Source organism: Streptosporangium sp. NPDC049376, from assembly GCF_044466505.1.
Taxonomy (GTDB): Bacteria; Actinomycetota; Actinomycetes; order Streptosporangiales; family Streptosporangiaceae; genus Streptosporangium.
In genome coordinates, this window is the sequence record NZ_JBITMT010000002.1 from 207901 (window position 1) to 229249 (window position 21349).

General features: G+C 68.2%; 21 protein-coding genes. 1 reads left to right on the top strand and 20 read right to left on the bottom strand.

Annotation, left to right across the window (positions count from 1 at the left end; translation table 11 throughout):
* Positions 1–222: 222 nt before the first annotated feature.
* The 18 genes from ACIBVQ_RS06425 to rpmE form a co-directional block, all read right to left on the bottom strand.
* Positions 223–636: a DUF2550 domain-containing protein gene (locus ACIBVQ_RS06425; RefSeq protein ID WP_352009648.1), complete on the bottom strand. Its 414-nt coding sequence runs from the start codon at positions 634–636 to the stop codon at positions 223–225.
* Between the two features lie 42 nt (positions 637–678).
* A complete protein-coding gene (locus tag ACIBVQ_RS06430) occupies positions 679–1086 on the bottom strand; it encodes a F0F1 ATP synthase subunit epsilon (protein WP_399176016.1) in 408 nt (135 codons plus the stop codon).
* Positions 1087–1148: 62 nt separating this feature from the next.
* The gene (gene atpD, locus ACIBVQ_RS06435; RefSeq protein WP_352009650.1) at positions 1149–2576 is read right to left on the bottom strand and encodes a F0F1 ATP synthase subunit beta; all 1428 of its coding nucleotides are present in this window, start codon (positions 2574–2576) and stop codon (positions 1149–1151) included.
* Position 2577: 1 nt separating this feature from the next.
* Complete coding sequence (locus tag ACIBVQ_RS06440) at positions 2578–3477, bottom strand: F0F1 ATP synthase subunit gamma (protein WP_352009651.1); 900 nt, start codon at positions 3475–3477, stop codon at positions 2578–2580.
* A gap of 3 nt (positions 3478–3480) precedes the next feature.
* Complete coding sequence (gene atpA, locus ACIBVQ_RS06445; protein WP_352009652.1) at positions 3481–5130, bottom strand: F0F1 ATP synthase subunit alpha; 1650 nt, start codon at positions 5128–5130, stop codon at positions 3481–3483.
* 23 nt (positions 5131–5153) lie between these two features.
* Positions 5154–5963, bottom strand: coding sequence for a F0F1 ATP synthase subunit delta (locus ACIBVQ_RS06450; RefSeq protein WP_352009653.1), 810 nt, complete (start codon positions 5961–5963; stop codon positions 5154–5156).
* Positions 5963–6502: a F0F1 ATP synthase subunit B gene (locus ACIBVQ_RS06455; RefSeq protein WP_352009654.1), complete on the bottom strand. Its 540-nt coding sequence runs from the start codon at positions 6500–6502 to the stop codon at positions 5963–5965. The genes ACIBVQ_RS06450 and ACIBVQ_RS06455 overlap by 1 nt, the downstream gene beginning before the upstream one ends.
* Positions 6503–6537: 35 nt before the next feature.
* Positions 6538–6768, bottom strand: coding sequence for an ATP synthase F0 subunit C (gene atpE / locus ACIBVQ_RS06460; RefSeq protein ID WP_364073744.1), 231 nt, complete (start codon positions 6766–6768; stop codon positions 6538–6540).
* Between the two features lie 70 nt (positions 6769–6838).
* On the bottom strand, positions 6839–7630 hold the full coding sequence (atpB, locus tag ACIBVQ_RS06465) for a F0F1 ATP synthase subunit A (protein WP_399176020.1): 792 nt from the start codon (positions 7628–7630) through the stop codon (positions 6839–6841).
* A 305-nt stretch (positions 7631–7935) separates the two neighbouring features.
* Complete coding sequence (locus ACIBVQ_RS06470; protein ID WP_352009657.1) at positions 7936–8364, bottom strand: hypothetical protein; 429 nt, start codon at positions 8362–8364, stop codon at positions 7936–7938.
* A 1060-nt stretch (positions 8365–9424) separates the two neighbouring features.
* Positions 9425–10765: an MraY family glycosyltransferase gene (locus ACIBVQ_RS06475; protein ID WP_362909853.1), complete on the bottom strand. Its 1341-nt coding sequence runs from the start codon at positions 10763–10765 to the stop codon at positions 9425–9427.
* A 57-nt stretch (positions 10766–10822) separates the two neighbouring features.
* Complete coding sequence (gene glyA, locus ACIBVQ_RS06480; protein WP_399176023.1) at positions 10823–12088, bottom strand: serine hydroxymethyltransferase; 1266 nt, start codon at positions 12086–12088, stop codon at positions 10823–10825.
* Between the two features lie 104 nt (positions 12089–12192).
* Positions 12193–12573 carry a hypothetical protein gene (locus ACIBVQ_RS06485; protein WP_399176025.1) on the bottom strand — a complete coding sequence of 127 codons (381 nt, stop codon included), beginning with the start codon at positions 12571–12573 and terminating at the stop codon, positions 12193–12195.
* A gap of 16 nt (positions 12574–12589) precedes the next feature.
* Positions 12590–14623 (bottom strand): hypothetical protein, encoded by a 2034-nt coding sequence (locus tag ACIBVQ_RS06490; RefSeq protein ID WP_399176027.1) that lies wholly within the window; start codon positions 14621–14623, stop codon positions 12590–12592.
* Positions 14624–14730: 107 nt separating this feature from the next.
* Complete coding sequence (locus ACIBVQ_RS06495) at positions 14731–15510, bottom strand: L-threonylcarbamoyladenylate synthase (RefSeq protein ID WP_362909858.1); 780 nt, start codon at positions 15508–15510, stop codon at positions 14731–14733.
* Between the two features lie 21 nt (positions 15511–15531).
* Positions 15532–16386 carry a peptide chain release factor N(5)-glutamine methyltransferase gene (gene prmC, locus ACIBVQ_RS06500; protein ID WP_352009663.1) on the bottom strand — a complete coding sequence of 285 codons (855 nt, stop codon included), beginning with the start codon at positions 16384–16386 and terminating at the stop codon, positions 15532–15534.
* Between the two features lie 9 nt (positions 16387–16395).
* Positions 16396–17448: a peptide chain release factor 1 gene (gene prfA, locus ACIBVQ_RS06505; protein ID WP_399176030.1), complete on the bottom strand. Its 1053-nt coding sequence runs from the start codon at positions 17446–17448 to the stop codon at positions 16396–16398.
* 108 nt (positions 17449–17556) lie between these two features.
* Entirely contained in the window at positions 17557–17775 is a 219-nt protein-coding gene (gene rpmE / locus ACIBVQ_RS06510; RefSeq protein ID WP_352009665.1) for a 50S ribosomal protein L31, read from the bottom strand.
* Positions 17776–18065: 290 nt separating this feature from the next.
* Between rpmE and ACIBVQ_RS06515 the strand changes: the two genes are divergently transcribed.
* On the top strand, positions 18066–19205 hold the full coding sequence (locus ACIBVQ_RS06515; RefSeq protein ID WP_399176032.1) for a hypothetical protein: 1140 nt from the start codon (positions 18066–18068) through the stop codon (positions 19203–19205).
* A 141-nt stretch (positions 19206–19346) separates the two neighbouring features.
* On the opposite strand, the gene ACIBVQ_RS06520 is transcribed toward ACIBVQ_RS06515, so the two are convergent.
* Together ACIBVQ_RS06520 and ACIBVQ_RS06525 are read right to left on the bottom strand one after the other, a co-directional pair.
* Entirely contained in the window at positions 19347–19991 is a 645-nt protein-coding gene (locus ACIBVQ_RS06520) for a response regulator transcription factor (protein WP_386193030.1), read from the bottom strand.
* Positions 19992–20002: 11 nt separating this feature from the next.
* Positions 20003–21304, bottom strand: a complete 1302-nt coding sequence (locus tag ACIBVQ_RS06525) for a sensor histidine kinase (RefSeq protein WP_399176034.1) — start codon at positions 21302–21304, stop codon at positions 20003–20005.
* Positions 21305–21349 lie beyond the last annotated feature (45 nt).

Genomic DNA, 21349 nt, shown 5'->3' on the forward strand with positions numbered 1-21349 from the left:
CCCGGCACCCTCATCGGCGAATCGCCTCAGGGCGAAAGCCGCCGCCGGCTCGGTGACGGCGTGTGGACCCGGTTGGACGGCACCGTATGAGTGACAACCCGCACCGTCACTCATAGGACCGTCCCCGGGGCCGCGTTCTCCCCTGAGAACGCCGGATGGCCCGGACCGCACCAGGTCCGGGCCATCTTCCATGCCGGGGTGGACCGCCCTCACTCAGGAGGGTCAGGCCACGTCGAGATGGGCGCTGGGCGGGGCGGACTCCAGCCAGGCGACGAAGCCGGTCAAGGCCCGGTACCCCATCGCGAGCTCGAACGCCACACGCTCGTTGCGGCACTCCAGCGCCGTCACACCTTCGATGAAGCCGTAAAACTCGTCCGACCCGATCCTGCGTCGCCCAGAAATGACAAGGCCGCGCCTCACGATCACGTGGCGCGGCCTTGGAAGCAGACCTATGAGCGGAATCCAGTTGAGGTGACCGTCGGCGTAGCGGGCCACACCGACCCGCCAGCCTCGTTCTCCCGACATCGGACGCAGGCAACACAGCACCGAACCCCGGGATCGGGTCAGGATCAGCACGCGGGAGGCGAGGAGGGCGGCCAGCAGCGCCACGACGATGAGTACGTCCAGCACCACCATGTCCCCGCCCCCAACAACCGATACCGCGCTCAGAAGCAGAATTTATCCGACTTCTTCGCCCGCCGCGCGCAACCTTGCCCTGGCGCGCTTGACCTCGATTGCGGCGTCGACGTCCTCCTGGTTGGCATCGATGGATGCCTGGGCCCGCTGGAGGGCGTCCTTGGCGGCGGCGACGTCCACCTCGGAGCCGAGTTCGGCCAGCTCGGCCAGGATCGACACCTCGTTGTCCGCCACCGAGAGGAAGCCTCCGTGGACCGCGGCGACGAGGTCGGGCTCGCCACCGCCGCGCTTGACCGTCAGCACGCCGCCCTCAACGAGGACGCCGAGCACGGGCGCGTGCTTAGGCATGATACCGATCTCGCCGTCAATGGTCTTGGCAATCACCATGTCGGCCTCGCCCGACCAGATCTCACGCTCCGGCGAGACAACGCCTACTCGCAGCTTCGCCACTTTCCTGAGTTCCTTTCGAACCAGGCACCGGTACGGCCGGGCCGTACCGGTGCCGATGGCGACTAGCGGGCGAGTTCCTTGGCCTTGGCGATGGCCTGCTCGATGCCACCGACCATGAAGAACGCCTGCTCGGGCAGGTGGTCGTACTCACCGGCGCACAGACCCTTGAACGAGGCGATCGTCTCGTCCAGCGGCACGAACTCACCCGGCTGACCGGTGAACGCCTCGGCGGCGTACATCGGGTGCGACAGGAAGCGCTCGATACGGCGGGCCCGGTTGACGGTGACCTTGTCCTCTTCGGAGAGCTCGTCGATACCCAGGATCGCGATGATGTCCTGCAGTTCCTTGTACTTCTGCAGAATCCGCTTGGTCTCCTGGGCCACGCGGTAGTGCTCCTCGCCGAGGATCAGCGGGTCGAGGATCCGCGAGGTGGAGTCGAGCGGGTCCACCGCGGGGTAGATGCCCTTCTCCGAGATCGGCCGGGACAGAACGGTCTGCGCGTCGAGGTGCGCGAACGCGTTGTGCGGGGCCGGGTCGGTGATGTCGTCCGCGGGGACGTAGATCGCCTGCATCGAGGTGATCGAGTGACCGCGGGTCGAGGTGATGCGCTCCTGGAGAACACCCATCTCGTCGGCCAGGGTCGGCTGGTAACCCACCGCGGACGGCATACGGCCGAGCAGGGTGGAGACCTCGGAACCGGCCTGGGTGAACCGGAAGATGTTGTCGATGAACAGAAGCACGTCCTGCTTCTGCACGTCACGGAAGTACTCCGCCATGGTGAGGGCGGAGAGCGCGACGCGCAGACGGGTGCCCGGGGGCTCGTCCATCTGGCCGAAGACGAGGGCGGTGTCCTTGAGGACGTTCGCCTCCTCCATCTCCAGCCAGAGGTCGTTACCCTCACGGGTGCGCTCGCCGACGCCCGCGAACACCGAGGTGCCCGAGAACTTCAGCGCGACTCGGCGGATCATCTCCTGGATCAGAACGGTCTTGCCGACACCGGCGCCACCGAACAGACCGATCTTTCCACCCTTGACGTACGGGGTGAGCAGGTCGATGACCTTGATGCCGGTGGGCAGCATCTCGGTGCGCGACTCAAGGGAGTCGAAGGAGGGCGAGGGACGGTGGATGCCCCAGCGCTCCTCGATCTTCAGCGACGCGGTCGGCACGTCCAGGGACTCGCCCAGGGTGCTCCACACGTGGCCCTTGACGACGTCGCCGACCGGCACGGAGATCGCGGCACCGGTGTCGGTCACCGGAGCGCCACGGGTCACACCGTCGGTGGGCTGCATGGAGATGGCGCGGACCAGGTTGTCACCCAGGTGCTGGGCGACCTCCAGGGTCAGGGTCTTGGTCTCCCCCGCGAGGAGGACGTCGACCTTCAGCGCGTTGTAGATATCGGGCATCGCCTCGACGGGGAACTCCACGTCGACGACGGGACCGGTGACCCGCGCGACGCGGCCCACGCCGGTCTCAACAGTCTGTGCAGTCATTTCACTCTTTCCCCGCTGCGGCGTCAGCCAGCGCGTTGGCGCCACCGACGATCTCGCTGATTTCCTGGGTGATCTCGGCCTGGCGAGCCTGGTTCATCTGCATGGTGAACACACGGATCAGCTCGTTGGCGTTGTCGGTCGCCGACTTCATGGCCCGGCGACGCGAGGCGTGCTCGGAGGCGGCCGACTGGAGCAGCGCGCTGAAGATACGCGATTCCACGTAACGCGGCAGCAGCGTGTCGAGCACGGCGCCCGCGGTGGGCTCGAACTCGAAGTACGGCAGCGGCGTCTCCGGCTTCGCGGTGGTCTCCTCGATCTCAAGCGGGAGAATCCGCCTGACCGCGACCTCCTGCGTGAGCATCGAGACGAACCCGGTCGAGACGATGTGGATCTCGTCCACCCCGTCCTGCGCCGAGAACGCCTCGATCAGCGTGTCCGCGATCTGCTTGGCGTGGGTGTAGGACGGGTTGTCGGAGAAGCCGTCCCACTTCCCGCCCATCTCGCGGCCGCGGAAGGTGTGCCAGGCGATGCCCTTACGACCGACCACGAAGGGAACCGGCGTGATGCCCTTGCCCTTCAGCAGCGTGCCGAGGGCCTCGGCCTCACGCAGGATGTTGGCGTTGAAGCCACCGCAGAACCCGCGGTCACTGGTGACGATGAGCACGGCCGCCTTGGCGGGCCGCTCCTTCGACACCGTCAGCGGGTGGTCGACGCTGCTGGTGTTGCTGACGACGCCCGTGACGGCGCGGGTGATCTCACGCTCGTACGGCACGGCCGCCTGCATACGCTGCTGCGCCTTGACGATGCGCGACGAGGCGATGAGCTCCTGGGCGCGGGTGATCTTCGCCGTGGACCTGACCGACTTGATCCGCCGCCGCAGCAGTCTTAGCTGGGCACCCATCGGCTACTTCTTCTCGGCAGAGCGGACGTGCTTGGTGATCTTCTCCTGGCCGACCTCGTCCGCGGACAGCGCGGCGACCGGCTCCTCGTTGACCAGCAGCTCGCCCGACGAGGTCTCGAAGGTCTTCTTGAACTCGGTGATGCCGTCCTTGAGGGCGGTCACCGTGTCGTCGGAGAGGTCCTTCGTCTCGCGGATGCTGTCGAAGACGCCCTTCTTCTCCCTGGCGACGTAGTCCAGGAACTCCGCCTCGAAGCGGCGGATGTCCTCGACGGGGACGTCGTCCAGCTCGCCCGTGGTGCCGGCCCAGACCGAGACGACCTGCTTCTCGATGGGGAAGGGGGCGTACTGCGGCTGCTTGAGCAGCTCGACCAGGCGCTGGCCGCGCTCCAGCTGGGCGCGGGAGGCCGCGTCCAGGTCGGAGGCGAAGGAGGCGAAGGCCTCCAGGTCACGGAACTGCGACAGCGACAGACGCAGCGTGCCCGCGACCTTGCGCATCGCCTTGATCTGCGCGGAGCCACCGACTCGGGAGACGGAGACACCGACGTTGATGGCCGGACGCACACCCGAGTTGAACAGGTCGGTCTCAAGGAAGCACTGACCGTCGGTGATGGAGATGACGTTGGTCGGGATGAACGCCGAGACGTCGTTGCCCTTGGTCTCGATGATCGGCAGACCGGTCATCGAGCCCGCGCCCATCTCCTTCGACAGCTTCGCGCAGCGCTCCAGCAGACGGGAGTGCAAGTAGAAGACGTCGCCGGGGAAGGCCTCACGGCCCGGCGGGCGGCGCAGCAGCAGGGAGACGGCGCGGTAGGCGTCGGCCTGCTTGGTCAGGTCGTCGAAGACGATGAGGACGTGCTTGCCCTGGTACATCCAGTGCTGGCCGATGGCCGAGCCGGTGTAGGGGGCGAGGTACTTGTAACCGGCGGGGTCGGAGGCCGGGGCGGCGACGATGGTGGTGTACTCCATCGCGCCCGCCTCCTCAAGGCGGCCCTTGACCTGCGCGATCGTGGAGCCCTTCTGACCGACGGCGACGTAGACGCAGCGAACCTGCTTCTCGGGGTCGCCGGAGAGCCAGTTCTCCCGCTGGTTGAGGATGGTGTCCACGGCGATGGCGGTCTTGCCGGTGCCACGGTCACCGATGATCAGCTGACGCTGGCCGCGGCCGATCGGCGTCATGGCGTCAACCGCCTTGAGGCCGGTCTGCAGCGGCTCCTTGACCGGCTGGCGCTGAACGACCGACGGGGCCTGGAGCTCAAGGGCGCGCAGGCCCTCGGACTCGATGGCACCCTTGCCGTCCAGCGGAACACCCAGCGGGTCGACCACTCGGCCGAGGAAGGAGTCGCCGACCGGCACGGACAGGACCTCGCCCGTCCTGCGGACCGACTGGCCCTCCTCGATCTTGCTGAAGTCGCCCAGAACAACGACACCGATCTCCCGGACGTCCAGGTTCAGTGCCAGGCCGCGCGTACCGTCCTCGAACTCAAGCAGCTCGTTCGCCATCGCCGAGGGAAGGCCGGAGACATGGGCGATACCGTCGCCGCAGTCGACGACGGTCCCGATCTCCTCGCGCGCGGCGCCTTCCGGCTCGTACGCCTGGACGAAGCGCTCAAGCGCGTCCCGGATCTCGTCCGGCCGGATCGTAAGCTCCGCCATCTCTCTTCAGTCTCCCTATTCGCCTAGCCGGCCAACCGGCGGCGGACTTCTTCGATTCGTCCCGCGATCGTGGTGTCGATGAGGTCGTCCCCGATCCGCACCGAGAACCCTCCGAGCACTCGCGGGTCCACCTCGACGTTCAGGTGAACGTCGCGGCCGTACGAGGTGCGGAGCCACGTGGCGAGACGCCGCTTCTGCTCCTCGGAAAGCTCGACCGCGCTGCGCACCACCGCGACGAGGCGCTGCCTCTGGGCGGCGACCAGGCTGCCGAACTCGTCCAGCCCTCTGTCCAGGCTACGTCCTCGCGGATGCAGCACAAGCTGCGTGACCAGACGGAGCGTGGTGGGGGCGACCTTGCCGTCGAGCAGGGAGCCGAGCAGCTCCTGCTTGGCCTGTCCGGTGACGGCGGGGTCGGCCAGGACGCGCTGCAGGTCCAGGTTCGAGGCGACGATGCGCCCGAACCTGAACAGTTCGTCCTCGACGTCGTCGAGTTTGCTCTGTGCCTCGGCCTCGGCCGAGGCGGCGACGACGCCGAGCCGCTCAAGGGCGTCGGCCAGGTCTCCGGAGCCGGACCACCTGACGGAGACGGCCTGGATGACCGTCTCCAGGGCGGCACCGCTGACCTTGCCCTCCAGCAGAACCCGTACGGCCTGGGCCTTCTGGGACGCCGGGCGGGCCGGGTCGGACATATAGCGCCGGAGCCCGTGCTCACGGTCGAACAGGTCGGCGACCGCGAAAAGCTCGTCGGCCAGCGAGCCGAGGTCGGCGCTTCCCGCGACGGCGTTGAAGCGCTCTTCGACCTCGGCCAGCGAAGCCCTGCTCAGACCTCGCATCAGCGAACCGCCGCGCTGCTGCCGGCCTCAAGCTCCTCAAGGAACCGGTCGACGGTACGGCGCTGGCGCGCCTCGTCCTGGAGGGACTCACCGACGATACGACCGGCGAGGTCGACCGACAGGCGGCCGATCTCCGTGCGAAGCTGGGCGAACGCCTGCTGGCGGTCGGCCTCGATCTGGGCGTGCGCGGCCTCGATGAGACGACGGGCCTCGGCCTGCGCCTCCTCGCGGAGCTCGGCCTTGATCTGCGCGCCCTGCTCCCGGGCCTCTTCACGCAGGCGGGACGCCTCGTGACGAGCCTCGGCCAGCTGGTCGCGGTACTGCTTGAGGGCCCGCTGCGCCTCTTCCTGAGCGTCGGCGGCTCGCTTCAGGCCGCCCTCGATCGCGTCGACGCGCTCGGCCAGGGTCTTCTGGATACGGGGAACCAGGAGACGCCCGACGATGAAGAGGACGACCAGGAACGCGAACCCGCCGACGACCATCTCGGCCACGTTGGGCACAAGCGGATTGCTTGCTTCCTCTGCCGCTAGGAGATACATGGGTGCTGCCTTCCGTCAGAGCGGGGTGGTGTTTCTCAGGCCCGGAAGACGAACGCGAGCGCGATACCGATCAGCGCGAGCGCCTCGGCGAACACGAAGCCCAGGATCATGTTCTGGCGGATCAGGCCGTAGGCCTCGGGCTGGCGGGCGATGGCCTGCACACCCTGACCGAAGATGATGCCGATGCCGACACCGGGGCCGATCGCTGCGAGGCCGTAGCCGATGGAACCGAGGTTGCCGGTCACTTCGGCGAGCAGACCACTCATTGGTTGGTTTCCTTTTCTATCGACCAGTGGAGTGTCCACCGGGGTTCTCTGGCGGTGAGAGGGAAAAGTCTTAGTGCGCGGCGTGCAGGGCGTCGTTGATGAACATGGCGGTCAGCAACGCGAACACGTAGGCCTGCAGCGCCTGGATGAACAACTCGAAGGCCGTCAGCAGGATCGTCATGACGACCCCGAGCACGCCCACCGGAGCGCCGAGCGGGGTCAGCTGGACGAACAGGAAGTGCCAGCCGACCTCGGAGAACAGGGCGATGATCAGGTGACCGGCCATCATGGTGGCGAACAACCGGATCGCGTGCGTGATGTGACGCAGGAAGAACGTGGAGATGAGCTCGATCGGCGCGACCAGGAAGTAGATCCAGGTCGGCAGGCCGGGCGGGAACATCACGTTCGTGAAGAACTTGATGGGGCCCTGGTTCTTGATGCCCAGGTACATCACCAGCACCCACACCCCGATCGCGAGGACCGCGGGATAACCGATGCGTGACATCACCGGGAACTGGATGAAGATGATGGAGCCGAACAGGTTCATGATCCACACGAAGAGGAACATGGTGAACAGCAGCGGCATCCACCGGTCGCTGTCCCTGCCGAGGTTCGGCCTGGCGATCTGCTCGCGGACGAACTCGTAGGCGAGTTCGCCGACGTTCTGCACGCCCCTGGGCACCAGCTTGGGCCGGGAGAAGGCGGCGAAGGCGAAGGCTATGACCAGCAATCCGCCGATGAAGGCGAGGAGAGCGGGCTTGTTGAACCAGGCCTGACCTTCGACGAGCGGCGGCCAGTCGAATATGCCGAGCCCCGGAGCATGGAACTCCTCGGAGGCGAGAGGCGTCAGCGCGGCGCTCACTCGGCGTTCCCTTCGTCGTGATGATTGGTCAAGAGGGTGTCATCCGGCTGCCGCGCCGTATGCAGGCCGGCCGGACGAGGAGGGTGAAGATGGTGAGGAGACCAGGGCTCGATGGCTCCGAAGGACGTTCCTCTACCTTCGTCTATCGCGATGTTTATCGCGCACGCGACAATAGCAGGCGGGGCTCTGACTAGTCATACCGGGCCAGCCTCCAGGGTTCTCTCTCCCGGGAGGGCCGACCGTGACCGGTCCCGCCTCGTCTGCCATGACGAGCTTAGGGGACGGGCTGTGAAGATCGCGACTTGTCATCGCTTGCTCCCGAACTGGCCGGGCACCGTGGCGTCGGGGTCGACGTAGAGGATCCGGAGTTTCAGGAAGCCGCGTGCCTCACCGGCCGTCCAGCAGATCGTGCACGCGATGACCGTCAGGGCGAAGGCCATCGGGCTCCACACGGTGGTGTCCTCGAAGGCGGTCAGCAGCACCACCAGCGCGAGGATCTTGGTGAAGAAGACGCCCATCGCGGCGGCCATCATCATCGTGGGCGAGATCCGGGCCGCGTAGACGACGGCCAGCAGGCCGATCGTGAAGAAGGCGCCGACCACGAGGACGCCTATGCCCGCTCCCAGTGCCCCCTTGCCGCCCGAGAGGACCGCGGAGACGACAACGGCGACCAGCCCCAGTAGCGCCGTGGGGATCGCGGCGGCTTTGAGAACTTGGAGATCGTTGGCCTGCATCGGTGCTCCAGGTACGGTTATCAAGCGAGCAATTGCTACGGCGCAGGATGCGTTCATGACGCCTGCCTGCTAGTGAAAGCTATCACAAGCTCTCGAAGGCCGCCTTTACCTGCCGTTTCAAGTAAACGATCAAGAAGTGTTCGGCGGCCGGACCCGGCACGACCCGGCGCCCTCCGGAACGACCGGCGCGCCTTCCACAGGAAAGCGGCATTCGGCCGCACCGGGCCGTCGGCACCCCTGACGGCTCACCCGACCCCCGCGGACCGGTGGATACAGGCCACCGATCCCGGCGAACGAGCATACCCTTTTCCGCCCCCTGCGGTTCGCAATCGATTTCGCCGCACCATTAACCAGGGAAAAAGAACTGTTTTCCCTTAATGCCTCTCATGCGCAAAATCAAACGAATACGAACTCTGCCTGACCGGGATCGAACACGGCCTTCCGAGCCCGGAGTAAAGCGGCACCCGAATCAGGGATTCGTTATACGGAGTCATGACCTTACCCCGGATTCCACCGTGGACGTCGGCGTCGGCCCCTCCACGCCCCCACGACGTACGGCACCGCCCACCTCTGATCAGCGATCTCTCCACGGAGCCCCCACCCCCCGCCGCGAGGAGCGACTCGCGCTCCCGGAGAGGGCCGTCCTGCCCGGACCGGACGACGGCACCGAAGAACGCATCCGAATTGCGGCTTTCATACCTCTCATCGACCCCACGCGGAGATCACTCCAGCAACAATTCAGACTTCACATCTCATAGGACGACAATCCCATGCATCACCCTGCGGGGCGATCTCCCATCCCCGCCCACCGAAGCACGATGAACCGACCGGCATTCATGAAGAAAGAGATCACTTCTCGGGGTTCGCTCTGTTTTCCCCTACCGGGAATCCGTGTCCGATATCCCGCCACCGGACGTGTGCGGGAGGTCACCGCCGTTCCCGTCGCCGGGACGGCCGAGGCTCACGCCCGGCGTCCTCACAGGGGCATCACACGCCCGGGAAGGGGCACGGGGAGACACCGGCCCCAGCCGTACAGTGACGGATCACACACCGAACGACCTCAGGGCAGCGTCTCCGGGTTGGAGAAACCGGGTCCGGGGAGCGCCGACAGCACAGCCGTGTCCTCTCCCACACCGGGCACCTGAGGGGCGGGCGGATAGGCCACCGGTGCTCCCAGGGCGGCCATGGGGGCGCCGGGAGGGCCGGGGGGATACGGAGGCTGAGCGGGGAACGGCGGTGCCGGCTGGACGGAGGACGGCTCCGCGTCCGAACGCACGTGGCGGCCGCCCCCCGCGTTCCTGCGCGCGCGCCAGCTGGGCAGCGCCATCACCACCAGCACCACGACCGCCAGCAGGAAGGTCAGCAGGAACAGCACAAGCGGGAGGCCCTCAACGGCCATCGCCACAACGGTGAAGGCGAACAGGATCGTCCAGGCGTACATGATCAGCACCGTGCGCCGGTGCGAGTGGCCGATGTCCAGCAGCCGGTGGTGCAGGTGGCCCCGGTCGGGCGCGAAAGGCGACAGACCGTTCGAGGTGCGCCGGATCACCGCCATGATCAGGTCGAGCAGCGGAAGCACCAGGATGGCGACGGGCACCAGCAGCGGCAGGATGACCGGGAAGCGGTTGATGGTGGTCGAGTCGAGCGGCGTGATGGTGATCATCGTGGAGGACAGGACCAGCCCGAGCAACATCGCCCCGGTGTCACCCATGAAGATCTTCGCCGGATGGAAGTTGTGCGGCAGGAAGCCCAGGCAGACACCGATCAGCACCGAGGCGATGACCGCCGTGACGTTGATGCTGGTGTTGCCGTAGTAACTGGACAGGACGACGGAGTAGACCCAGGTGGCCATCGCGGCGATGCCGACGATCCCGGCGGCGAGCCCGTCGAGCCCGTCGACGAAGTTCACCGCGTTGATCGCGACGACCACGACCAGGATGGTGATCAACGGGCGGAGCGTCGAATCGAGGCCGAACGGCCCGCCCATGGCGTTGGGCAGCGGAAGCCACGGCAGGGTGACGTCGAAGGCCACCAGGACGCCCGCGGCGCCGATCTGCCCGGCCAGCTTGACCAGCGCGCTCATCCCCCACCAGTCGTCGAGGAAGCCGGTGAGCGTGATCAGGCCGCCCGCCGCGATCAGCGCGATCGCGGTGTTGCCGCCGGCGAAGGTCTCCTCCCCCAGCTTGCCTCCCGCGTACGGCAGGCTGCTCGCGATCAGCAGGCCGGCGACGAGTCCGCCGTACATGGCCAGGCCGCCGAGTCTGGGGGTCGGGACGGTGTGCACGTCACGGTCACGGACCTCCGGCATCGCGCCGATGCGGATGGCGAACACGCGGACCAGTGGGACCAGCAGGTACGTGGCCGCCGCCGCGACCAGTGCCATGAGTAGGTATTCGCGCACGGACCTAGTTTCTCTGATAGTCGGGCCATCTGTGACCGAAAACCGTGACAGAACGCCTCATAGTTCCCTGGCATATGTCTGGTGGGCGTGTGCCAGCTCCCTCGCCCGCTCTCTGGTCTCCGCCACGGCGGCCGGGTCCTTGACGACCCGCGCCACCATCGAGGCGATCTCCTTCATCTCCTCGGCTCCCATCCCCTGGGTGGTGACGCAGGGGGTGCCGACCCGGATTCCCGAGGTCACCGTGGGTGGTTCCGGATCGTAGGGGATCGCGTTGCGGTTGAGCGTGATGCCCGCGGAGGCGCACCGCTGTTCGGCGAGGGCTCCGGAGATCCCTGTGTCCCGCAGGTCGACCAGGGCGAGATGGCTGTCGGTGCCCCCGGAGACGGGCCGCATGCCCTCGGCGGCCAGTCCGTCGGCCAACGTCTGGGCGTTGGCGACCACCTGACGGGCGTACTCGGCGAACTCGGGACTGAGCGCCTCCCCGAAGGCGACGGCCTTGGCCGCGATCGCGTGCATGAGCGGGCCGCCCTGGGTGAACGGGAAGACCGCGCGGTCGATCCTGCCCGCCAGTTCCTCGGTGCACATGATCCCGCCGCCCCTCGGCCCGCGTAGCGCCTTGTGCGTGGTGAAGGTCACCACGTCCGCGTACGGCACGGCGGACGGCATGGCCCCTCCGGCCATCAGCCCCACGGTGTGCGCGATGTCGGCCAGCAGCCAGGCCCCGACCTCGTCCGCGATGCCCCTGAAGGCCGCGAAGTCGATCCGCCGCGGATAGGCCGTGGCACCGCAGATGATCATCTTGGGCTGGTGCCGCAGCGCCAGTTCCCTGACCTCGTCGTAGTCGATCAGCTCGGTGTCCCTGCGCACGCCGTACGCCACGACACCGAACCAGCGGCCGGAGAAGTTGACCCGGGAGCCGTGGGTGAGGTGGCCGCCGTGCGGCAGCGCCATGGCCAGCACGGTGTCGCCCGGCTGGAGCAGCGCCGCGTAGGCCGCCAGGTTGGCAGAGGTGCCGGAGTGGGGTTGCACGTTGACGTGGTCCGCGCCGAACAGGCGTCTGGCCCGCTCGACCGCGAGGCGCTCGGCGCGGTCGACGACCTCGCACCCCGCGTAGTAGCGCCTGCCGGGATAGCCCTCGGCGTACTTGTTGGTCAGCGTCGACCCGAGCGCGGCGAGCACGGCGGGCGAGGCGGAGTTCTCGCTGGCGATGAGCTGCACACCGTCCCGGACCCGTTCGAGCTCGTCGACGAGGACCTGCGCTATCTCGGGATCTTGTCTCTGCAGGAGGCCGAAGTCGGGCCCGTAGTACGGCTCAGCACCCATGGTTCACATCCCGGGGATGACGTCTCACCCCACTGTATGCCTGTCCGCCGTCTACGCCCCACGCCAGGGGAGCGTTTCCCCGTGGGCGCAGGCCCGTGGGCGCCTCACGAGAAGGCGTGCGGTGCCCCCGCGTTGACGGGTATCCACCTGGGCGTGTCGGCCGCCTGATCACTGATGGAGGTCAGGATCGCCTGCCGGTAGAGGCCGAGCCGGGTGCGCCACTCGGCCATCTCCTCCACGTAGCGCCCGGAGACAGGGGCGTCCCAGACGTCCTTGCTCCTGGCCATCTGATAGGCCTTGTCCAGGCTTGAGGTCAGCGCGTCAAGCTCTGACAGCACCTGCCGCCACATCATGACCAGCCGCTGGTAGTCGGGATTGAACTCCCAGGAGACGGCCATGTCCGGTGTGGGCAGCCCCGGGCTCCCGGAGACGGGCGGGGTCTCCCCCGGCTGCAACGGCTGTGGAGCGGGCGGATCGACGAACATCACAGACTCCTCACGTTCACTTCACCGCACCGGGACCGGACGGCGTGGACGGCCGTGACGGGTCCTCCCGCAGGACGGCCCCCCGCGAGTCACCCTGTCCGTCGCTCGTGGACTTCCACGTCCCTTCCTCCTCCCAGTCGTCGCCGTAGAACCCGCCGGCCCCTCCCTTGCCTCCGGTCTCATCGGCTTCCTTGGCCCACTGCGCGAGCACCCCGTCCTTCGGGTCCGCGGAGTGGGCCACCGGGTGAACGGACCCGGTGTTGATGATCGTCTTGTGAGCGCCGTCGGAGGCCGGATGGGTACCCGCCGCGTGGGTGTTCACCGCGTGCGTGCCCGTGGCATGGGTGCTCGTCCCATGGCTTCCGGCCGCGTGGGTGTTCGCGGTGGTCGTGTGGGTGCCCGCCTGCTCCGTCGTACCGCCGTCGTAGAAGGCGCCGACGGCCTGGGTGCCCGTGTTCTGGGGGGCGGGGTCGAGGGCCTGCTCGACGGTGTCGGGGATGGGCAGGGCCGGTTTGGCCGACGGCAACGCTTCGTACGGATCCGCCTTGCCCGCCTGGTGGGAGTCGGCACCGCTGGGGCCACTGTGCAGACCGGGGTTGCCGTCGTCTCCCTGCGGAAGGGAGCCCGCGTCTCCTGTCTGGAGGCCGGAGGCCTGCGGGGCCGTACCGCCCGGGTCCGGGTCGCCGTCCGCCGCGTCGAGAAGCGGGACGTCCTCTATGTGGTCGAGCAGCGTGTTGACCTGCTCCGCAGTGGGCGAGTCGAGGGGGATCTGCAGCACCTTCGCCCCGTCCACCTCCACGACCTTCGCCTTGCTTCCGCCGGCCTGGTCAACGTCGTCGGGATGGTCCTTCTGCGGGGTGTCGAGGATGTCGACCTTCCCGTCGCTTCTGGGCGAACGCTCGTCCCCCTTGGAACCGGCGTCGGGCTTGGCGTCCGAGGAGGAGTCGTCCCCGGCGTCCTCGTAGGACCCGTAGGGAGAGTCCCCGTCCCTGGGAGACCGCTCGTCGCCCTTCGAACCGGCGTCAGGCTTGGCATCCGACGAGGAATCACCCTCAGAGGACCCGTAGAAAGAGTCCTCCTCTCCGGAAGGCCGCTCGTCACCCTTCGAGCCGGCGTCCTCGTAGGACCCGTAGGGGGAATCCCCGCCCCTCGGAGACCGCTCGTCACCCTTGGAACCGGCATCGGGCTTGGCGTCGGGACCCGAATGGCCGCCCCTCGGCGAACGCTCGTCACCCTTGGAGGCGTTGTCCGGCTTCGTGTCGGAACGCTCGTCACCCTTGGAACCCGCGTCGTGCTTGGTGTCGGGACCCGGATGCCCATCTCTGGGAGACCGCTCGTCACCCTTGGAACCCGTGTCGTGCTTGGCATCCGGTTTCGCGTCAGGTTTGGCATCGGGCTTGGTGTCGGGGTCCGGATGCCCGTCCCTCGGAGACCGCTCATCGCCCTTGGAACCCGCGTCGGGCTTGGCGTCGGAGTCCGTACGACCACCGGAAGAGGACGAATGCCCCTCTCTGGGGGAACGTTCGTCGCCCTTGGAGCCCGCGTCGGGCTTGGGGTCGGGTTTGGTGTCGGAACCCGAGTGCCCGTCCTTCGGTCCCGCGTCCGGCTTGTGCTTCTGGTCGTCGTCCGGCCGTACGGCGGGCTTGAGATCCTCCGCCTTGGGGGCGGCCGGCTTCGCGTGATCCTTCGCGTCGGCGCCCTTGGCGTCCGTCTCCTTGGAGGCCTCGCCCCTGGCGTCCGCGACCCCGGACGTCTTCTCCTTGTGGTCTTCGGCCTTCTCGCCGCTCGACACCGGTTGTCCCGCCGGGGAGCCGCCCTCCTGCTTGACCCTCTTCTCCAGGAGTTCGACCCGGGAGGAGACGTCGCGGACCATGATGTCGCATGACTCCGCGACCTGGACGGGGCGGTGCGTGGACTGCGCGGACAGCCCCGCGGCGCTCATCATGCGAGCGACCCGGCCCTCCGTCGTCCGCATGCGCTCCGCCGCCTGTCGGACCTCGGACAGCAGATCACGGACCAGCTTGGGGTCCATTCCGTCTAACTTGCCCATGGACGTCTCCCGGAAGTGTCGGCCACCTCAAGGTACCGGCGGGGCAGCCCGGCGTCACGATCATAATCAGACTGTATGGATCACGATATGGAGCGCGGATCCACCGTTCAGTCGCGGGAATCCGGCTTCACACCGGCCTCCGGCTTCGCCTCGGCCCCGGCTTCGGGCTTCGCCTCCGGCGCCGGGTCTGGCTTGACCTCCGGCTTCGGTGCCGCGTCCGGCTCGGAGTCCGGCTCAGGGTCCCCGTCCGTGGCCACGTAGCCGACCACGCCGCGCAGCCGTCCCACCGGGATGGCGCCCCTGCGCAGCAGCCTGGGCACCGCCGTGGTCAGGTCGAGGATCGTGGAGGGGATGTTGTCCTCGGTCGGGCCGCCGTCGAGGTAGACCCCGACGGAGTCGCCCAGCTGCGCCTCGGCCTCGGCGGCCGTGGTCGCCGCGGGGGCTCCGGAGCGGTTGGCGCTGGAGACCGCGAGCGGACCGGTCTGCTTGAGGAGTTCGAGGGCCAGGGGGTGCTGCGGCATCCTGATGGCCACGGTGCCCTTGGTGTCGCCCAGGTCCCAGGAAAGGGACCGGTTGGCGCGGCAGATCAGCGTGAGCGGGCCGGGCCAGAAGGCGTCGATGAGGTCCTGGCCGTACGGGCCGAGACTGTCCACCAGGGCCGTGGCCGCGCGCACGGTTCCGACCAGCACCGGCGGGGGCATGTCGCGCCCGCGCCCCTTCGCCTCCAGCAGCTTCGTGACGGCCGGCGGGATGAAGGCGTCAACCCCGACCCCGTAGACGGTGTCGGTCGGGAAGACTATGAGCTCGTACTTCGGGATGGCTATTACCGCGTCGGCCAGCCCCATAGCCCGCTGATCAGGGTCTGAGCAGTCATAACGTCGACTCACGGCAAACCATCCTATTCTTGCCTATTCTTGGCCGAAACGGGCGGTAACGAAGCGGTCCCTGCGGGTCAGGTCTTGGCGGCTACGCACATCACGCCAGCCGTTGTCTTCGGGGAAGAGCAGATATACCGCGGTTCCCTGCTCGTCGGCGTGCTCGACGGCGACGAACCCGCCGGGACGCAGCAGCCGCCTCGCGGTCCGCTCGACGGCCCTGACCTCGTCGAGGCCGTCGCTGCCCGAGCCGTACAGCGCGCGGCGCGGGTCGTAGTCACGCACCTCGGGATCCCTGGGGATCGCACCCGGCGGAATGTACGGCGGGTTGGAGATGACCAGGTCGACCTGCCCGTTGAGTTCGGGCAGCGCGTCGGCCAGGTCTTCGGGGTGCAGGTGGACCCGGCCCTGGCCGTGTTCGAGGATGTTGCGCTTGGCCCAGCGGTAGGCGTCGGGATCGACCTCGACGGCGTGCACGATGGCCAGCGCGATCTCCTGCGCGATGGACAGCGCGATGGCGCCGGAGCCCGTGCCGAGGTCGACGACCACCGGCGAGGCGACGTCCATCTCCCGCAGGCGCTCGATCGCCCATCCCGCGACGACTTCGGTCTCCGGACGCGGGACGAACACCCCGGGCCCCACTTCAAGGGACAGGTAGCGGAAGTAGGCGCGGCCGGTGATGTGCTGGAGCGGCTCGCGGGCCTCACGCCGGGCGATGCCCTCCCAGAACAGCGCGTCGAAATCCGCGTCGGTCACGTTGTGCAGCTCGCTGCGCCGTACTCCGTGGACAAAGGCGGCGATCTCCTCGGCGTCCGTGCGTGGCGACGGCACACCTGCCTCGGCGAGCCGGGCGGTGGCGAGGGCGATCTCGTCCAGCAGAAAGGTCATGGGCGCGTTCTATGAGTGGTCTGCGAGCTTCTCCGCCATCTCGGCGTCGAGCAGGGACTGAATCACAGCCGTGAGGTCGCCGTCCAGCACCTGGTCGAGGTTGTAAGCCTTGAAACCGACGCGGTGATCGGAGATGCGGTTCTCGGGGAAGTTGTAGGTGCGGATGCGCTCGGAGCGGTCGACGGTACGGATCTGGGACTTGCGCTCGGCCATGGCGGCGGCGTTGGCCTCCTCCTCCGCGATGGCCTGGAGACGGGCACGCAGGATGCGCATGGCCGACTCCTTGTTCTGCAGCTGGCTCTTCTCGTTCTGGCAGGAGGCGACCACACCGGTCGGGATGTGCGTGATCCGTACGGCGGAGTCGGTGGTGTTGACGCTCTGGCCGCCGGGGCCGCTGGAACGGTAGACGTCGATCCTGAGGTCGTTCGGGTCGACCTGCACGTCGACCTCCTCGGCCTCCGGGTAGACGAGGACGCCCGCGGCGCTGGTGTGGATGCGCCCCTGCGACTCGGTCACCGGCACCCGCTGGACCCGGTGCACACCGCCCTCGAACTTCAGCTTCGACCACACGCCGTCGTCGCCCCTGGCCTTGACCGCCACGGTGACGTCCTTGTATCCGCCCAGGTCGGAATGGGTGGCGTCGATCAGCTCGGTCTTCCAGCCGACCCGCTCCGCGTACCTGAGGTACATCCGCAGGAGGTCTCCGGCGAACAGCGCCGACTCCTCACCGCCCTCGCCCGCCTTGATCTCCATGATGATGTCCTTGTCATCGTTGGGATCACGCGGGATCAGCAGGTGCCTGAGCTTCTCCTCAAGCTCGGGGGCACGGGCCTCAAGCTCCTTGGCCTCCTCGGCGAACGCCTCGTCCTCCGAGGCCAGCTCCCTGGCGGTCTCCAGGTCGTTGTGGACCCCCTGGAGCTCACGGTAGGTGTTGATGATGGGAGTCAGCTCGGCGTAGCGCCTGCCGAACGTACGCGCCTGCGTGGGGTTGGCGTGCACGGTGGGATCGGCGAGCTTGAGTTCCAGCTCGGCGTACTCACTGAGCAGCTCGTCGAGATTCACCGTGCGTCCTCCTCGAAGTCCTGACGAAACCTGCCTCATCACCACGAACGCCGACCCGGGGTACTCCTCGCGGGCGAGGAGCGTTCCGGGCCGGCGTCGGGATGAGAGCTACTGGCCCGTGGTCTTCTTGCCGAAGCGCTTCTCGAAGCGCGCCACCCGGCCGCCGGTGTCCAGGATCTTCTGCTTGCCCGTGTAGAACGGGTGGCAGGCGGAGCACACGTCGGCGTGGATCACGCCGGACTTCGCGGTGCTGCGGGTGGTGAAGGTGTTACCACAGGTGCAGGTCACCTCGGTGGTGACGTACTCCGGGTGAATGTCGGGCTTCATGTCCTTCGGTTCCTCTCCAATGCGCGGTCGCCGGGTCGCCACTGTCTTTCGCCTGTTCGAGGCTTACGCGCTGTAGCACACCGAGGTGCGCGCGGGCGGGAACCGGAACCGCTGCGGTTCGGCTACCAGTGTGCCAGATGCTCCAACCATCCCAGGCCACGGGACATTCCCGGAGACCATGATCGGGTTCGTATGGACGGGTCCCATTCGTACCACTAGGCTCCGGTGTCCAAACCGTAACTTTTATCACTATCTTCACCCAAGTTGGGGGCCCAAAGATGAGGAACGGAATGCGGTTGCTTCTGGCCACCGCGACGGGGGCAGCCGTCTTCGCCAACGGTACGGTCGCAGCCCTCGCCTCCCAGTCCGCCCAGTCCAGCGCCCGCGCGGACACCCGCTGCTCCGGCTCCGCCGAGTTCTCCAAGGTGGAGTGGACCGAGGCGTTCGTCCCCCTCAAGGACAACAACGACGTCACCGTCACGGCCACCCTCAAGAACCCCTTCAAGAAGGGCGCCGACGGGAAGTGGGCGAAGGACCAGGACAACAAGGCTGTACGGGACATCACCGCCCTCGGCGGGGAGATCGTCAAGACCGGGGCGACCACCGGCGCGAAGGTTGAGCTCGACCTTCCCGCCACTCCCACCATCACCGCGGACAACGAGCAGTCGGCCACCCTCGGCGAGGCCAAGGTGACCGGTAAGTTCACCGTCACCAAGGACGACAAGGACGGCAAGTGGCTGCTCAAGCTCAACCCCGTCCGCGGTAGCGCGCAGCCGTGTGTCGAGGAGATCGCGGTCGGCCCGCAGCTCAAGCTCGCGGGTGCCTCGGTGACCGACCCGGTCGTCGTCACCACGAACGACGACACCAAGGTCGCCGTCAAGGCCACCGTCCTCGGCGGCGCCACCTCGGTCTCGGCCCACCTCTACAGCAACGACGGCAACGACTCCGTCGACCTCAACCTCGACAAGGGCAACTCCGCCAACTCGTGGTACCAGGACACCTGGTTCGACAGCGACTTCAACACCGGCTCCTGGACCCTCGACGTGACCGTCACGCGCGGCAACGAGAGCATCAAGTACGAGCGGGCCGACGTCTTCACCGTCCAGCTCAAGAAGGCCAAGAAGAAGAAGGCCAAGACCAAGGTCTCCTTCGACGTCAACGCGAACAAGGTCCGCAAGGGCAAGACGGTCCGCTTCTACGGCGCCGCCTACCGGGGCAGCTCGGCCTACTCCGGCAAGGGCGTCGAGCTCTACTACCGCAAGAAGGGCTCCACCAAGTGGGTGTTCTTCGCCATCGCCAAGGCCAACCGCAGCGGTAAGTACAGCAAGGTCGTCAAGCCCAAGGCCGACGCCTACTGGCGCGCCGTGGTCACCGGCAACAGCACCACCTCCGGGTCGACCTCCGGTTACGAGTTCGTGGACGTCCGCTGACCACGAGCCCCACGTCACCTGTACCGCTCGCGTCCCCAACCCCGGGCGCAAGCCGTACAGAGGACTGACCGGCCGACGAGGACCGGGAGCGCCCGGCGGCACGGACCGCCGGGCGCTTCGCCGTTCCCGGCCGGGAGCACCTCACAACCCCAGATACGCCAGTACGGCCAGCACCCTGCGGTGGTCGCCGGGGGCGGGGTCGAGGCCGAGCTTGGCGAAGATGCCGGAGACGTGCTTCTCGACGGCCCCCGCCGTGACCGCCAGCCGGACGGCTATCGCCGAGTTCGAGCGGCCCTGCGCCATCAGGGCCAGCACCTCGCGCTCCCGCCCGCTCAGGGAGCCCAGCGGGCCGCCCGTGTGGTGGCGGTCGAGGAGCCGGTCGATCACCTCGGGGTCGAGGACCGTCCCTCCTGCCGCGACCCGGCGCACGGCGTCGAGGAAGTCGGTCACATCCGCTACCCGCTCCTTGAGCAGGTAGCCGAACGGTGCGGCTCCCCCACCGGCCAGTTCGGCCGCGTAACGCTCCTCGACGTACTGCGACAGCACCAGGACCGGCAGGGCCGGCTTCAGCGCACGGGCTTGGAGGGCCGCACGCAGTCCCTCGTCCCGATGGGTCGGCGGCATCCGCACGTCCACGATCGCCAGGTCGGGATCGTGCTCGGCGACCGCGGCCACCAGCGACGGGCCGTCGCCGACCGCCGCGACGGTCTCGATCCCGCCGTCATCGAGGAGCCTGGCCAGGCCCTCCCGGAGCAACACGGAGTCCTCGGCGATCACCACGCGCATGGTCCAAGTGTTCACCAGTCACAGGGGAGTTCGGCGCGGATCACGGTAGGGCCGCCCGGTGGGCTGTCCACCCCAAGGACGCCGTCAACGGTCGCCGCCCGGTCCGCCAGGCCCGCCAGCCCTCCTCCCGGACGGGCGAGCGCGCCGCCGGAACCGTTGTCGCGGACCTCGACGGACACCCGCCGGTCGCGCAGGCCGACCCGGACCGAGGCCTCGGTCGCCCCCGAATGCTTGGCCATGTTGGTCAGCGCCTCGGCCACCACGAAGTAGGCGACGCTCTCCACGGCCACCGGAGGCCGTTCGGCCAGTTCCACCGAAACGGCGACCCGCACGGGTGCCCTGGCCGCCAGCGCGGACAGGGCGGCGTCGAGGCCCCGGTCGGTGAGGATCGCCGGGTGGATGCCCCGCGCCAGATCGCGCAGTTCGGTGATTGCGGCCTTGGCCCCCTCGTGGGCCTGGGCGAGCAGCCGCCTGGCGGTCTCCGGGTCACTGTCCAGTTTGACCTGGGCGCGCCCCAGATCCATGGCCACCGACAGCAGCCGCTGCTGGGCGCCGTCGTGCAGGTCACGCTCGATCCTGCGCCGTTCGGCCTCGGCCGCGTCCGCCCCGCGCGCCCTGCTGGCGCGCAGCCGGGCCGATCCGGCGATCTTCTCCCCCGGGCCGAGCAGCGCCAGGGCCAGCTGCCCGTGCAGCCATGCCATCCCCCGCGTCGCGTACAGCGCCGCGACGAGCACCCCGAGCCCCGCCGGGACACACGCCAGCGCCCCGGCCGGGCCGTCGACCGTCAGCTCGCCGACGATCCGCACCTCCGTCACCCCGGACAGCACCAGTGGCGGCGTGACGAGCAGGGCGAGCGCGACGGCCCACAGGGCGGCCGAGACGACGAACTCCACCAGGCCGACCAGCGGTAACAGCAGCAGGTACAGCAGGTCCTTCCAGGTCGCGGGGTCGGCGAGCGCCCCTCCGCAGCGCAGCAGCGGGTTGCCGCCCCCACCCGGCCGGTAGGGGTCGGGGATCCTGACGCCGAAGGCCAGCCCGACGAGACGGCGTTCGAGCATCGCCGCGCCACGCCAGGCCACCATGGTCAGAGCGAGCAGCGGCGCCCCCACCCAGGCGACCGCCAGGGTCAGCGAGAACGGGATCACCGAGACCAGCACGGCGAAACAGACCAGGCCGTGGAACACGCTCCCCAGGAGGTACGGCAACGCCCGCCAGGTCATCGGGTCGACGAACATGCCCAGTGGACCGTTGGGACCCAGTGGGACGCGCAGTCTCAGCGGTGTCCGCGCCACGGGCGCCGTCCCAGCCGTCATGCGCGCCTCCCCACGCCCTGTCCGCTGTGCCCTGTAAGTGCCCTC